Annotated in this window: 14 protein-coding genes and 1 pseudogene; 3 read left to right on the forward strand and 12 right to left on the reverse strand. The window is 61.2% G+C overall.

The window, feature by feature from the left end; genetic code table 11:
- Nucleotides 1-140: 140 nt before the first annotated feature.
- The 8 genes and pseudogenes from Q8P46_14455 to Q8P46_14490 form a co-directional block, all read right to left on the reverse strand.
- Complete coding sequence (locus Q8P46_14455; GenBank protein ID MDP2621350.1) at nt 141-932, reverse strand: methyltransferase domain-containing protein; 792 nt, start codon at nt 930-932, stop codon at nt 141-143.
- Nucleotides 933-1,101: 169 nt separating this feature from the next.
- A complete protein-coding gene (locus Q8P46_14460) occupies nt 1,102-3,264 on the reverse strand; it encodes an integrase (protein MDP2621351.1) in 2,163 nt (720 codons plus the stop codon).
- The gene (locus Q8P46_14465) at nt 3,261-5,051 is read right to left on the reverse strand and encodes a hypothetical protein (protein ID MDP2621352.1); all 1,791 of its coding nucleotides are present in this window, start codon (nt 5,049-5,051) and stop codon (nt 3,261-3,263) included. Before Q8P46_14465 ends, Q8P46_14460 begins: the two co-directional genes overlap by 4 nt.
- Nucleotides 5,048-6,442, reverse strand: coding sequence for a site-specific integrase (locus Q8P46_14470; GenBank protein ID MDP2621353.1), 1,395 nt, complete (start codon nt 6,440-6,442; stop codon nt 5,048-5,050). The genes Q8P46_14465 and Q8P46_14470 overlap by 4 nt, the downstream gene beginning before the upstream one ends.
- Nucleotides 6,443-6,636: 194 nt before the next feature.
- Nucleotides 6,637-7,332, reverse strand: a pseudogene (locus tag Q8P46_14475) (ArdC-like ssDNA-binding domain-containing protein).
- Nucleotides 7,333-7,838: 506 nt separating this feature from the next.
- Entirely contained in the window at nt 7,839-9,029 is a 1,191-nt protein-coding gene (locus Q8P46_14480) for a hypothetical protein (protein MDP2621354.1), read from the reverse strand.
- Entirely contained in the window at nt 9,022-9,294 is a 273-nt protein-coding gene (locus Q8P46_14485) for a hypothetical protein (protein MDP2621355.1), read from the reverse strand. The genes Q8P46_14480 and Q8P46_14485 overlap by 8 nt, the downstream gene beginning before the upstream one ends.
- Before the next feature lie 388 nt (nt 9,295-9,682).
- Nucleotides 9,683-10,480, reverse strand: a complete 798-nt coding sequence (locus tag Q8P46_14490) for a DUF1566 domain-containing protein (protein MDP2621356.1) — start codon at nt 10,478-10,480, stop codon at nt 9,683-9,685.
- A gap of 373 nt (nt 10,481-10,853) precedes the next feature.
- On the opposite strand from Q8P46_14490, the gene Q8P46_14495 reads away from it, so the two are divergent.
- Genes Q8P46_14495 through Q8P46_14505 form a run of 3 tightly spaced genes read left to right on the forward strand, consistent with a single transcriptional unit; the run spans nt 10,854 to nt 12,014 of the window.
- Nucleotides 10,854-11,111, forward strand: coding sequence for a type II toxin-antitoxin system ParD family antitoxin (locus Q8P46_14495; GenBank protein MDP2621357.1), 258 nt, complete (start codon nt 10,854-10,856; stop codon nt 11,109-11,111).
- Nucleotides 11,101-11,391: a type II toxin-antitoxin system RelE/ParE family toxin gene (locus tag Q8P46_14500; protein ID MDP2621358.1), complete on the forward strand. Its 291-nt coding sequence runs from the start codon at nt 11,101-11,103 to the stop codon at nt 11,389-11,391. Before Q8P46_14495 ends, Q8P46_14500 begins: the two co-directional genes overlap by 11 nt.
- Nucleotides 11,388-12,014 carry a recombinase family protein gene (locus Q8P46_14505; GenBank protein ID MDP2621359.1) on the forward strand — a complete coding sequence of 209 codons (627 nt, stop codon included), beginning with the start codon at nt 11,388-11,390 and terminating at the stop codon, nt 12,012-12,014. The genes Q8P46_14500 and Q8P46_14505 overlap by 4 nt, the downstream gene beginning before the upstream one ends.
- Here the strand turns inward: Q8P46_14505 and Q8P46_14510 are convergent.
- Genes Q8P46_14510 through Q8P46_14525 form a run of 4 tightly spaced genes read right to left on the reverse strand, consistent with a single transcriptional unit; the run spans nt 11,905 to nt 14,727 of the window.
- Complete coding sequence (locus tag Q8P46_14510) at nt 11,905-12,348, reverse strand: very short patch repair endonuclease (GenBank protein ID MDP2621360.1); 444 nt, start codon at nt 12,346-12,348, stop codon at nt 11,905-11,907. The genes Q8P46_14505 and Q8P46_14510 overlap by 110 nt on opposite strands.
- Nucleotides 12,349-13,206, reverse strand: coding sequence for a hypothetical protein (locus Q8P46_14515; protein MDP2621361.1), 858 nt, complete (start codon nt 13,204-13,206; stop codon nt 12,349-12,351). It lies immediately after the preceding gene.
- Nucleotides 13,203-14,351: a DNA cytosine methyltransferase gene (locus Q8P46_14520; protein ID MDP2621362.1), complete on the reverse strand. Its 1,149-nt coding sequence runs from the start codon at nt 14,349-14,351 to the stop codon at nt 13,203-13,205. The genes Q8P46_14515 and Q8P46_14520 overlap by 4 nt, the downstream gene beginning before the upstream one ends.
- A complete protein-coding gene (locus Q8P46_14525; protein MDP2621363.1) occupies nt 14,344-14,727 on the reverse strand; it encodes a hypothetical protein in 384 nt (127 codons plus the stop codon). The genes Q8P46_14520 and Q8P46_14525 overlap by 8 nt, the downstream gene beginning before the upstream one ends.
- Between the last annotated feature and the right edge of the window lie 15 nt (nt 14,728-14,742).

Genomic DNA, 14,742 nt, shown 5'->3' on the forward strand with positions numbered 1-14,742 from the left:
CTCGGCGACATATCCTGACAGTCAAGCTTGAAATGCGCAATTTAGCATGCAGGAGACGTTGATGTTTGGCGCGGCGAAGGTCTCAAATGAGCCCGATGCGGACACCGAACCATCGGGAAGCTCCCAACAATTCCTGTCACCTATTTGAAACCGATCACGACGTGTACTGCATCCGGATAGACAATCCGCCCACCTTGAACGTATCCGCTGAGCGCGTCCTCTACGTCGTCAATCAACCGTTCTTTCGCAACGTCGGAGAGCGCCAGGAACGCACCTGAAATCGGCATCGAACCGAGGTGCAGGGGCACGAATTCACGTGCCAACGGCACATCGATCATCAATTCCTGTCTGTGGATGGCGACATCGGAAAAGCCGGCGCTGTCCACCTGAGAAGCCAAATCATCGGCAGATGGTGTCTCTCTCTGAGAGCGTTGCTTTTGGGCAATTTCTGGCGAGATGTGCTTTGCGACGGCGGTGCATATCGCCCGTGTATAGGGGCTGTGACCAACCCAGATCGAGAAGGCCATGCGCCCTTTCGGGGCAAGAAGACGCCGGAACTCATCCAGTGCAGCCGGCTTGTTGGGAAAATAATGATAGCCGTGCTGTGACATGACCACCTCGTAGCTGCCGGAGGGCAGCCCGCTGTTGGCGGCATCTCTCTCGATCCAACCGATATCGAGCGCGTCTGCCAGATCTTTCGCCTTGGCGAGCATGGCGGCATTGATGTCGAGCCCATCGACCCGCCCGCCTGGCCCGACCCTACTTTTGGCCAACCTTGTCGTGACACCGGTTCCGCAGGCGACGTCCAGCACCCTTTCCGACGGCTGGAGCGACAATAGATCGACGAGGGCTTCTGCCCATCGTCCAAACCACAAAGGCACCATTACTCGTTCGTAGATTTCGATCGCGCTGCCTGCCAATTGAAATGTCAATACATGCTCCCTGTTCCTTCGCGCGTTGATAAGCCGAATTAATGAACCCGGAAAAGAAGACCCGCCAGAATTCAGGGTAGTGACGGTCTCTGGGAACGTCAACTTTGTCCGCACTCTCGTCATTCCTACGCAACGCGGCGAATGACCGCTTTGGTCCGTGGACGGGCGGTCATGACTCAGAAACATCCCTGACAACGTCCTGAATACGCTCAACGTCGGCCTCCAACGACGAGCGTTGCAGAGGAGACAAGCGCTTCTCCTTCAGCAATGTTCTTGCGTCATCGGCTGAACGCACCCATGCTGGCCGATGTCTGGAGGTGATGCAGGCATTCGGACAACGGGTTGGCTGACAGAGAGCCGTCAGCGGCATTTTGCGGTCGACGCCCGTCGCTTGCTTCAAACACAGGGCGGTTCCGGGATCGAAGAAGCAGTCGGCGAGCACGCCGACATGCAATGTCCGCGCGAGGCTCGCGAGCATGGTGCGGATCCGGGCGCGATCAGCGATCATGGCCGGAAGCGGGCCGAGATCGTCCGATATGCTGTCGAGCGTCTTCGCGATACGTGCCGCCGCCGGGCCGGACAGCGTTGCACCGGCCTGGCGCTCATCGAAATATGTTAACAGGTCATCGAGCTGGCCGAGACTACGCTGGTTCTCGACTTCCGCCCGAAAGCCCGAACGGTTGGAGCCGGCATAGCCTTCGAACGCGGCGACGGAGGCATGCTTATACTGGATCATGCCGGCGATAGTGCCGAAGGGCCGGTTGGCGATGTGCCATGCGATCGTTCGTCTGAATTGCCGCGTCGTGATCCGCCAAGGCTGGCCACCAGGTCTATTCGGGATCGCCGGCCTCTCCGGTGTGCCGAACAGATCGTTGAGATGATCTCGGAAGCGGTTGAGCTGACGGACGATCTCGGCCGAGAGGTGGTCCTTACAGTAGGACTTCGCGGCCAATACCGGCCAAAGGGTCGTGAGATCACGAGCCGATGCCGAGGGAAACGATAGACGTTCCAAGACCTCGATAGCTTTGGCAACTGGCTCGATGGTGATCCATTCGGCAGGCTCACCCTGGCTAGACTTGCCCTTGTAGGCGACCGACCGCACGCGATGGCGCATGATCATGCCATCTTCACTGCGCGTCAGGGAAAGGCATCCACGCTGCATCGCCTGGACTTCGCAGTCCCGCATGCCGGTCAAATAGGCGCACAGGATATAGGCGGCTGATTGCAGCATGCGCTCTTCCGCCGCGAGGGTCTTGGCGTCGAAGCGGGGTCGCCAGGGCTTGCCGGTCTCGGGCAGAATGGAGATCGGCGTATCCATCCCGCCGGCTTCCACACCGAGTTCGCGTAGGGCGGCATCGATGAGATCGGGCGCACCGCTTGCGAGTTGAACATGCATTCGCTTCTCGGCGCGGGCGTCGACACCGATGTGTAGATGAAGCAGGTGGGAGTTGACGGGTGGCGACAGGTCTCCTGTCTCGGGATGCCGGAGAAATATGCCGTTATGGGCGGTGCCCCAGATCGGCACCCCGCGACCTTCACTGCGAAGCCGCCTGAAATAGTCCTCAAGCCGGTTACGCTGCCGGCGCCGTCGGTCTTGACGTTCGAGGACGCTGTCTTGCTCGACGAGCGTGGCGCAATGAGCTTCGAGACAATCCATCTCCTCGCGGGCTGCGAAGATATCGGCGGCACACTCGGTGACATAACGGATCGACCAGGCCAGCAGCGGCGATATGATCGCCTCGGGAATCCGCGGTGTCCGGTTCTCACGAACCTGACGATAGCCCGCGACGCGCGCAGGAGGTCTTCCGGCCCACGGCTGGAATGACAACCCTCCGGAAGGAAGATCATCGCGATAGGCATAGAGATCGAACGGGACCTCCAGCAGGTGGGTGACAATGACCGGCCGACGAGCACGGTCGGCCTTGAGGTGGCGGGCATAGCGGTCCAGAAGTGGCTGGTCGACACGGTGGAGATCGACCATACCGAGTTCATCACGCACGAACTCGAAGAAGCGTCGTGCGCGGTTGAATACCTGTCGGACACTACCGGGAGAAAGAATCTTGCGGTGACCCGGCAGGTCGACGTTCAGCCGGGCATAGAGAAGTTCGCGCAACGCCTCGCGGACGCTCACATCCTCGACGGCCCCGAAATGCACGGTGACATGACAGCGACGGGCGCTCTCGCGAAACACGGCCGGTCCGAGATCCCAGCTCGGATCGCTGTAGCGCGAAAGAGCTTCCCGCGCGAAACCCGGCTTTAACGGGGCGGACGCAAGAACTGGGCGCAGATCGAGTTGCCGGGAGGTGGAAGCTGCTCGCGACAATCCCCTCATTGCCGCGCCTCCGGCGGCAGATAAAGGGTATGCACTTCCGCCTCACGGCGGGCTGCGGCAACCATGCTCTCGGGAAATGCAGGCAGAACTTGCCCGGCGATGCGAGCATGGGCGCGGCCAAACTTCATCGCCCAGTCTGAGGCGGAGAGACCCGCCCGCTGCTCCTCGATAAACTGCAGGAACGCGATGATCGCCGGCAGCTTGCGCGCGGTGATGACCGCGTTGCGGCACTCAAGACAGCCCCAGAAAGGTTGCGGGCAAGGCGCTCCTGGCTCCCCGAACGGGCTGCGGTCAAAACCAGAGCATGCCGCCAGCCAAACGTCCTGTTCACCACGCAGGACACTATCGCGGTCCTTGCGTCGTCCTTCGGGCGGGGCATCGCATTGCCGCCAGGAATCTTCCTCGGCAGGCGTCAGGACGATCGGACCGGCGGCCGCCGCGACTTCGGAAAATGCCTCGGCAACAGTGGCTTCGTGCAGCGGTCGGAGCGAGGGGATGTCCGCGTAGTGGCGTGCGGCGATCTCCGGCGTATGCCCGACGGCGAAACGGGTCATATGGCCCTCGGTCTTCAGATACCAGAGTGCCTTGTGGGTCTTGCGCAAGCGGGAAAGCACGAGGCGAAGAGGCTCACCATCGTCATCGACGAGATTATGCCCCTTTATCCATCTGGCTACGAGCTCCTGCTGATGCTCCAGACCTGCACGAAGCTGCTTCCGCCCGGTGTAATAATAGAGCCAAAGGTTCTCGCTTGGGACGAACTGCCGTGTGAATGCCGTTGCCTCGATCAGCTTGCGGATCAGACCGCCCGGTGTTCCGATCCCGCCGTCACGGACGCGAATGTACTTGTGCTCAGCGCCGCGGGCACGCCGCTTGACATACGCGATCTCGATCGTGCCGGGTCCGGGGTTCTGAAGACACTCGATCGTCAACGCCTTGCAGCATTCGAGCTCCAGGCCGGTCTCGAGAGACAGGAAGGTCAGAAGTGGTGGAATATCCATTGCACGCAGATGGAAACGTGCGTGTAGATCTTCAGCCAGGGCTGAAACGGGAAGATTGCGCCGTAGCCTCATGAAATAGAGGCTCTTGAAGGTGCGGTCCCCACTGCTGAGCCTGCCGGAGGCAACAATCCGGGCGTTGGCTTCGTCGGTCACTCTGCGGAGATTGGCGTCACCGTCGTCACTATCGAGCGGCTTCCCGATCCGTCTGAAAATCTTGCCGATATCGGCGCGGGCAGCATCGCGAAGTTGCCTTGCAACGAAGGGGCCATAAGCGTCACGGGGCTGCGAGCGACCGACGGATCGTGCAATGGTATAGGCCAAACGACGACGGACGCTCTCGTCCAGAAGACCAGGCTGGTCGGTGTCGATCGAGCGCAAGGCGAGGATGGCCTTGGCGAGAACGGTATGCCGGTGAATAGGCTTCATCCCGCCAGCTTCGAGAAAAGCTTCGTATCCCTCGATGTCGTCAGCGCGCAGATCGGCGGGTGTCTGTGCCGTGGAGTGCTCGCCCAGATACGCGAAAAACCTGAGGTAACCTTGGAGGTGCTGTTTGATGGTGCTCCGCGCACCTAGCGGACCACCGAGCTCGGACTGCCGGCGCAGAGCCGCTGCAAAAGCGATGGCGAAGGGTCGTGGGCGCGCGTCGGTGAGGTCAACTTCGAGGTTTCCGCCGTAGCGCGCCTCGATGTTGAAGCGCAGACCGAGCACCTGATCGCTGGCGTGCGGGGGAACAACGCCATCGGCTGGCGCAAAACGGACTGAAGTTCCCTTGCGCGGCCGCCCGGTCACAGCGAAGCCTCCGAGGGAAGCAGCCCCAAGAGTTCCTCGACTGCTACGTCAACGGTGTCGGCACGTGTGGCGATGTGGTCGAGGTAGATGTAAGTTGTCGTCAGGCTGGCATGACCGAGGAGCCGTTGCACCTGCTGGAGAGGATCGCTGAGAATCTGCCGGTATCCCTCCATCGGTCCTGCAGGCAGCGCGGCATCACGGATGCGGTGCTGAATGAGCATCGCCAGCATGTGAACGGCGAAGGTGTGACGGAGCTGGTGCGGACTGATGCTGATATCGAAACCGCAGGATCTGCATCGGCTGGAGGCACGGGCGAAAATGACTTCCCAGGAGTTCGGCTGCACCGGCCTGCCGATCTCCGAAAGCCACAATACCGCCGGTTCGCTCGGTGTGCCGTCGCTGTCGCAGACAATGATCCGACCGCGCTCCTCAGGATCGAGTAGATCAAGCGCGATATCGCCGCCGTCGAGCAATCGCAGCCGGGCAGCGTGCCGCTCACGATGCACGAAGATCGGTCGGACGATCGATTGCCACGCCGAGCGCTGCTGGAACTTCGCGACAGCATGAGCACGTTCGACATCGATATAGGCGCGCACCTGCTCGAGCAGTCTAGCGGGTACGAGGATCTGGCGGCCGCGATCGCCCTTGGTCTGGGCATCTGGCAAATCCAGCCAGACCTGACGGCCGGAGTGCTGACCGGTGAAAACGAGATCCGAAGCGAAGAGAGATGACGCTTCCTCCAACCGGAGACCTGTCGTCACTATAAGATCGGAAAACAGCGCATTGCGAATGCCGTTGCGATCGCGAGCACTTGGGCGCATTCTTCCATCCGGGAGAAGGCTTCGCAAGCCGATATCCCGAAATCTCCGATAGTCGTCGAGCGTGACGAAACTGACGTCCGCTCGACGCGCGGCGGGTTCATAGGCATCGTTCCGTGCCGTAATCTGCGCCCGCCGCCCAGCGTACCCCTGCCTCCAAACCGAGCGATGCGTGAAGGGTGCTTCCGCAATCAATCCTTCCTGCACACCCCAGCGATATAGTCGATCGAGGCAGGCGACGGCGCGATTCCAGGAAGCAGCGGAGATGCGTTGTCCGGCCTCGGCGCGGCGGCGGATGCGGTGATAGGCAAGGACATCATGCCGGTCGGCTTGCCATATCGTCTTCGCGCAGGCTTCCGAAAGGAAACGAGCCCAGACAAGAACGTCGTAGCCATAGGCACGAAGGGAATGGCGGGAGCGAACGCCGTTGAGAGGAAGGTCGCGGAAAAAGCGATCCAGATCAGGATCGTATAGCGCCCCGTCCCGGAGGATCATTGGGACATGGGCGTCAAGGCCCTCCGCTGATCTGCGCTCCTGAATGGTGATGCTTGAAGCTGCGACTACATTGTCCATAAGTTGTTCAACCTTCCCCCGGACCCCCATCCGGGGAGCCAGCTTCAACGAAGGAGTTCAACTTGCCGGCGCTATCCAGGCCGGCCTCCGCCAGCTATGTGGGAGCGCTGCGGCCGGCCTGGATAGCGCCTCCGTCAGTCCTGTCGCATCGACGTCAGCAGGACGCTGAGAGTCGGTGCAGACTGTCAAGATAAGGCGACCAGTTCCTCTCTGGCGTAGCCTTCATCGCCGTAGCGCTCGCGGCCAAAGGCGCGGTCAAGCCGCGAGGGGTGCCGCGTGAGATGCGTCATTTCGTGCGCAAGCGTGGCGTAATAAGATTCAGCATCGCGGAACGCCTCAAAGGGCGGCATACGGATGCAATCCGTTGCGACGTTGTAACAGGCCATGTTGCCGCCGTGCCTGATCTGCGCGCCGGTCGCGGCGAAAAAAGATTCGGCGCGGCCGATGCGCTGCACGGGATCGAGGCGCGGCGCTGCCGGGGCGTAGAAATGATCGGGCAAGCCTTCGACCTGCTCGACGTTAAAGACGCTGTAGCCTTTCATGAACGGGATTTCGCGCTCTTGTTCGCTGCCGTCCGCGCCTTCCTCGGTGCGGGTGATCGCGCCAGCGTAAACAACGAGGCTGCCGCTCTCGCCCTTGCGCACATGCGCGCCGAGTTCTTTGGCCTGCTTGAAGGTCATCCAGATCGGCGCGGCGAAGCCTCGCGCGACGGCTTCGGACCAGAGCATAAGAACGTTGATTCCCTGATAGGGGATGCCATTGCCGCGCAGCGGCCTTGTGATGCGGCCTGCCGCGTGCTCGGCGTTCCACGGCTTGAGCCACGGCCTGACGCCCTGCTCAAGATCGGAAACGATGCGATCCGTAATGCGTTGATAGATGTCTGATTTCATTGCCTTTTCTCCTTCTAAAAAGCCGGTTGCACATGCAACCGGCACTAGCCGGAGCGGCAATGAGCGGGGGTTTGGCGGTCAAGGCCGACGCCGGGGTGAGGGGGATCACCCGGCCTGCACGGAGCGCAGCGAAGGAAGGTCGGGGAAACGCCCCGGCGGCGCTCGTCTTGGCCTTGACGGCCAGGGGGCCGCAGGCCCCAGACAGGCAGGCGGGAGCCTGCCGAGAAAAGAGCGGCCGCAGGCCTCGAAACTGAAAAGAAAGCGCGGCCCGAAAGGCCGCTCGATCAGCGGCGAAGCCGCCTTATGCGCGAGGGATGGAAGCCGCATGGCCGGGACGCGGCAAGCCGGGAGGCGCAGACGCGGCACGGTTCACGACAGCCCGGTCCGGCTCTGCCGGACGCGCCCGGAATCAATTTGCAGAACAAGTTTTCAGATTGGCCGTTATCACTCTTTTGGGACCAGCCTTGAGTGATAGCACCGGCTCCAGTATTCCGCCGCAGGGCGCATCAGTCCTTTTTGCAATAAAGCAGCGCCAAATACGGCGGGCGGTTTTCATGGGCACCGCCGCCCCCAGTGTCTTGCGTAAAGTTATCTGCCGCACTACTGGCTGACCTAGAAGCTGAATCTACTGCTGTTCCTGTGGCGGAAGAACCCCGCATGTTGTGATTATGCGCGGGCATTTCCGCGATGGTCAGCGTATGCCGCGCCGAGCCGCCAGTATTGCCAAGATTGTAGGTGTCGGGTGCCAGTGTGCCGACGCCGATCAAGACCCGACCGGCTGCACCGGCCAGAGCCGTCCACCCCGTAGGACATAACGCCAGATCGAACGACATGACGGCCCCGGCAGGAACGCCGCCCGGCGCTGCCTGATCGCACTGCACGGCAGAGCCATCACCACGGCACCACTGGTTGTTTGTTGTGGTGCCGACCTGCGGGTCGGTTTCCGCAGCCCAAGTGCCGTCGCCGCGCCAGAAGGTCGATGACGACGCGCTAGTTCCGCTGTTGAGACGCGCAACCGGCAGATTTCCAGTGACGGCGGCCGCTTGCCCAAGGTCTATCGCGCCGAAGCCAAGCGCGGTGCCCGAACGGCGCAGGACCTGATGATCTGATCCGGCGGCGATGTCGGCGGGATCACCGACAGAGTTCGCCGAACGTCCGATGACGGAGAGCGCAGCGCTATCGCGTAGTTTCGGATTCGTCACCGCGTTGTTGGCGATCGTGGCTGCAACAGAGCCAGACCCCGAAGCCGTGACATCAGAGGTCAGCGCGGTGATGCCGATCCCGTCGCCCGAGGGCGCATCCAGATTGCATTCGACCGCGCCGCCGGAAGCGCGGCACCATTTGTCATCAATCGAGACATCGCCGACCTGGGGATCGGTCTCCGCGCTGATGGTGGTACCGGCCACCCATTTGCCGGATATGCTGTCGTAGGTCAGAATGTCGGCGTGGGCGGGGGCCAGCGCGTCATCAACATCGGTCAGCGTGGAGAGGCTCGGGTCCATCACGCCGCCGCCCATCATCGTGCGCCAGTTCGTACCGTCGCAGTATTCCATCACCTTGTAGGGGCTGTTGAAGACGATCGCGCCCGGATTCCATGTTCGGGCGGGCTGCGAGGCGATCGTGCAAGCCGCGAACGCATCGGGGGCGATCAACGCAACGAGAATGCCGAGCAATATTACATGCAGCTTCCTATTCACGTTTCTCCTTTTCTTCCGGGGCGCTCAGTGGCGGTGGCGCGGCCACGTGCTCGATGTTGTCAAGATCAATAACGATGACGGCGGGCGCGCCGGCCTCGCGCACGTCGAAGCGCGCCGACTTCGCGGCGGCGGTCGCCGCCGGGCGCGCAGAATTATTCGACGAAGTCAGCGATCCTGCCAGCGCCAGCGCAACCACAAAAGTCGCAAGCGCGGCGATGATTGCTGTTCTTTTCCAAGTATCGAAAACGTTCCTTTTCGCCATCATTCCATAATATCAGTAAAAATATTAAGTTCTATTAATAGTCCTAAAATTATGCTTCGTTTTCCGAAGTATATCAACGGCAATCTACTTTAGCCGTAGCGGGCGCGAGGAAGCGGGGCTGTGGCTACGCCAAAGGAAAAGAATGAAGACTGCCGGGAGCGGATGCGAGGAACGAGCGGAGCGGAAAGCGTCGTCCGGCCGGACAAGGTTCCCGGCGCACCCGCAGGAGCGTAGCGGGGCCGCGTGCGGCCTTGGGCGGCCGTCAACTGAAAACGCGCGCCCGAGATCAGTTCATGGAATGAATCGCCGGAATGGCCGTTATCACTTTCGCAAAAGGCGGGGCACAATAGTTATCGTGCCCCCCGACGCTCGGGCAGGCCCAGCGCCTGCCTCAGCGCCTGACACACCTCACCCTGTAGCCATTAGTCTTAATATCGTTGCTCTGGTAGCCATTGGTGAAGAGCTGGCTCCACGCAATGGGTGTACTGTACTCCGTAGAAGACCAGTAGTAGGCGTTCTGGAAATTGGTTATGTTTCCTCCTGCCTCAATCGTCCCCCGTACCGACCACAAATAGTAAAGCTCCACCTGAGAGGGCAGGTACCAGTCGCTATGACCGCCGAAACCTAAATCCTCACAGGCCTGAAACGCCTGAAAATCACCAATCGCGCCACCGCGATTGGCATGGTTCACTTGCCCGTCATTCGTCGAATCCGTACTGATATCGTTCGTTCCGGTCGCGTTCTTCCAGTTCATCGTGAATGTGCCGGGGCTACCGGGCTGCTCCTGATCCGTCGGCGGGATGAACAGATGTTCCTGTGTGATCGGATGATAGCCCGCGAAAATCGTGGTGTCCGCACATTCATCGCCGATATTCGCGCACCCCGATGGGCCGGAGAGCCCCAGCGAACCGCCAACAACGCCGATGCCGACGGCCCGCCAGTCGTCGCCGTCGCAGTATTGGAGGACATGAAAATCCAAGTTGTAGAAGATATGGCCTTCGGGCTTAACGCCCATCGTCGTGGTCGCACAGCCGCTGCCGCCGGCAGAGGGATTCAAAAGGCCCATAGCGATCCAGTCGGTGCCGTTGCAGTACATCGGCACGTTCTGCGATGCCGAATAACGAATTTGCGACTCTGTGGCGACCGGATTGGTGCAGTCGGCGCGGGCCGTGGATGCGGGAATCAGCACACAGAGGAATAGAGCGAAGCACAGTCGCGTTATTCTAGAATGCCGAGTATCAAAATCGTTCCTATTTGCCATTGTATAAGTGTACCAAGAATAATATTAAGAACTATTAACAGTTACATAGACTATGCCTGTCACGGTGCGGGAAATCAACCGGGGAATATTTGCAAGCGGCTCGCGCTCCGCTAGCGGAGCGGGCGGACAAAATGGAACCCTTTCGCGCGGTAGGGTCCGGCTTTATGTCAATGAGATAACTAGCTGATTCAGCGTCGCTTTTGAAAACGCCGGATCGCGCAAAAAGGCAGTGCAAAATCCCACTATCAGCTTTTGACAAAGATTGGCAATCTGTGCCATGATTGAGGCAGGAGGTATCATCATGGCGACAATGAACGTGTCCCTGCCCGACCCCATGAAAGACTGGGTGGAAGCGCAGGCTCAAACCGGGCGCTACAGCAATGCCAGCGACTATGTGCGCGATCTCATCCGGCGCGATCAGGAGCGCGCGAGCAAGCTGGCGGAGCTTCAAAAGCTCATCACGGAAGGTCTGGAAAGCGGCGTCAGCGATCGTTCGATCGGCGACGTGCTAGAGGCCGCGCGGAAACAGGAAAAAGCCGCGCGGGACCATGAACTATAGAACAACACGGCAAGCCGATCAGGACATCATCGATATTTACATGCGCGGCGCGGCGGATTTCGGCGTGGCCCAGGCGGAACAGTATCACGCGGGCATGGTCGCGGTTTTTGACGTGCTGGCGGACAATCCCCACATCGCCCGCGAACGGGCAGAGTTCGACCCGCCGGTGCGCCTGCACCGCTATCAGGCGCACATGATCGCCTATGCCGTCCACGGCGAAGGCATCCTGATTATCCGCGTTCTCCACGGGCGGCAGGAGTGGGAACGGTGTCTGTCATGAAAATCGGCTATGCGCGCGTATCGACGGACGAACAGAATCTTGACCTGCAATTGCAAGCTCTGGAAGCCGAAGGCTGCGCGGTCGTGCACGAGGACAAGGCGTCGGGCGTCCTGAACGGCCGCAAGGGCCTGGGCGACGCCCTCGCCCGCTGCAACGAAGGTGACGTGCTGGTCGTCTGGAAGCTCGACCGGCTGGGCCGGTCGCTGCTCGATCTGGTCGGGCTTGTCGAGGATTTGAAGACGCGCGGGGTCGGCCTGAAAGTGCTCACCGGCCAGGGGGCGCAAGTTGACACGACGCGGCCCGAAGGCCGGATGATCTTCGGTATACTGGCAACGCTGGCGGAATTTGAACGCGAGCTGATCCGCGAACGGACAAAAGCCGGAATGGCGGCGGCGAAGCGCCGGGGCGTGCGCGTCGGTCGCCCGCCCAAGCTCTCGCCCTATCAGCTCGAACAGGCGGCGGCGATGATCGACGGCGGGCAATCCCGCGCCGACGTTGCCGCGCTGCTCGGCGTCAACGTGGCGACGCTGCGCCGGGCTTTGAATGGGCAGTCCGCCCGTCGAGAAAGCGAGTCACCTTGTCAAGCGAGGCCGGTTTATCCCGTAGCTGGCATTCCCAAATGACGAACACCTGCCAGCCCCGCCGCCGCAGCTCGTCGCGGTGTCGGCGATCCCGCTGCCTGTTGCGGTCAATTTTCGCGGTCCAGTAAGCGGTGTTGGTCTTGGGGATGCGGTCGCCGCGTTTGCAGTCGTGGCCGTGCCAGAAACAGCCGTGAACGAAAATCACCTTGCGCCGGGCGGGAAACACGAGGTCCGGCTTGCCGGGAAGATCGCGCCGGTGAAGGCGAAAGCGGTAGCCGTGATGGTGAAGCAGGCGGCGAACGATCAGCTCGGGCGACGTGTCCTTGTCCTTGACGGCGCGCATGATGCGGCTGCGCTGCTCGGGCGCGCCTGACATTCACGCCCTCCGAATAGCGGTCGGCTCCGAAGTCCGCTGCACGATGCCGTCGCGGGTTATGGTGGTCTTGCGCACGGTTTCGGCGCCGCGATGCTGCACCTCGAACTCGACATAGTTGATTTCGGACGGGTCGCCGCCAAAGCAATCGTACAGGGCTTGCAGAAATTCAACGTCCCCAAGCTTCTGCGGGGGCGGCTTGGGATTGTTGCGCGGGCTGGGGATGGTGGCGGGCAACACGTAAATGCAGGGCGGCGGCAGGCGGTATGGCCCGACTTCGGTAAGCCGTTCGCCGTTCGCGCCTGCCTTTGGACAAGGGCGCCCGAACGTGCCGCAAACCATGTCCCAGATAATCACGCCGTCCACGCGCTGCTCGCGGAATATGATCTCGGCGGAAAGCCGGGTGTGAATGCCCGACCAGGCGTTATGGCGGGGATCGGCGCCCGGATTCGTGCAAACGCTCCAGATCACAAATTCCTGGGCGTGCGGCGGGCGCTCGAAGATGTTGGTGTTGTTGCCGTCAAGACAGCCTTTGAGTTCGATGATTGCGACCTTGCCGCTGCTCAGTTCGACGGCGTAGTCATGGCGGTTGGCCTCTCCGGCTGAATTCCAGTCGGCGATAAAGCGCTCGTCCTGCATAAAGTTGAGGACGCACGTCATGAATTCGCGCTTGTCGCGCATCGTCGCGGAGAACTGGCCGCGCACACGCTCGATGGCGCCCCGGAACAGACCGCTGTTGTAAAATTCGTGCTCGTCCAGGCCGTGATCGCCCAGCTTGTGGGCTTCGGTTTTCAGCGTTTCGGCGAAGCGTTCAATCCTGCGTCTTAGTTCTTCGTTCTGCTGGCACGGAATGACGGTCATGCCGCCTCTCTGGTAGCGCGCTCCTGATGCCGGAGGATAGGCTCAATCACATGCGACGCCAAATGCCGGACAACCGGGACGACAACGCCGTCGCCGGTCAGGTGGTACGCTTCATTGTAGTTTTCTGGCAGACGGTAATCGTCGGGCAGGCCCATGAGGCGCGCCGTTTCCCGGCTCGATATGAGGCGGGATCTGACGGTGCGGCCGTCCACGACCATGATGAGCTGGCGGCTCGACCCGCCAGCGGGCGTGCGCAGGCAACCGGCCACGTCGTCAAAACGGATTTCCGCGCGCTGCACCTTGATTCCGTTTTCGTCGTGGCGCGTGCGCTTGTAGATCGTTCCGACCATTTGGCGCCCTGCCCGTTTGGCCTGTTCGACCTTGGCCCGGTTGACCCTGCTCATCATGGCGAGAAGCTGCGTGGTTTCCTGCTTGGTATGCCAAGGCACGCTTGCCGGATTGGCTTCGATCAGGTCGTCAAAGCTGGTCTTGCGGCGCGCAGGTTTGGGGATGGCCCACCAAACCCAATTTTGCCTGGCGCGCGGGAGAAGTCTGTCATAGGCGTTCACAAGCGCGCGGCTGTGCCAGAGAGAGGCCGGGTCAGCGGCGGCAAGGCCGGGCGGAAGGGCGAGATCGTCTCGGACGCCAATGACGAACAGGCGCGGCCGGGATTGCGGCACGAAAAGCGCGGCGTCGATCACCACGGCCCCGCAGCGATATCCTGTTTGGCGGAAAGCTTCGCAGATGGCCGTGAAATCCTTGCCGCCGTGTGAGGTGAGCGTGCCGCAGACATTTTCAAGCACGATAACGGGCGCCGCCCTGCCCTCTTTGGCGCACGCCCGGACAAGATTCCAGAACGGCCAGAATGTGCCGGAGCGCTCGCCTTTGAGTCCGGCGCCGCCACCGGCAAGCGATAGGTCCTGGCAAGGGAACGAGGCCCAGACAAGCGCGGCCTGACCCGGAAGGTCGGTCGTTTTGAGGGAATGGACATCGGCGGTCTTCAAGGCGGCGCCTTCGCCCCAATTGTCGCGATAGGTGCGGCTTTTTTTGTGATCGAAGTCGTTGGCGAAAAGGCAGGACCATCCGGCGCCTAACCCCGCCCGCACCATGCCGCCACCGGCGAAAAATTCGTAGTACTCAAGCATCGGAGTCCTCGCCGGGAGTTTTGTCTGGCGGGCTGCGTTCAAGCTTTTCCAGTACCGCTTCGGTGATCCATGTATTGCGGGAAACGGTACCGGGCCGCCTGCGGCGTGATTCGTCAATGGCGCGCCACAGCTCCGGCGCAAGCCGGAGATTGATGCGCGGACGCGCGGCAGGCTCGGGGGCAGCGTTCATCATGATTCTCATTAGGCGCCAAAGAGGCGCCAGAATCAAGAACTTTCCGTGAACAAAGCTCTGCGCGGTATCTTCAGAAGGTTGGGCGCGCACGGGCGATCCGGGATTTAATCGGAATCTCACGCGTGAGATTCCGATTAAATCCCCTGTGAAAAGGCTGCCCTGAAAAATGGTGTCAATTGCCACTCGCTATCGTCCTCG

It is taken from the genome of Hyphomicrobiales bacterium, from assembly GCA_030688605.1.
Lineage (GTDB): Bacteria > Pseudomonadota > Alphaproteobacteria > Rhizobiales > NORP267 > JAUYJB01.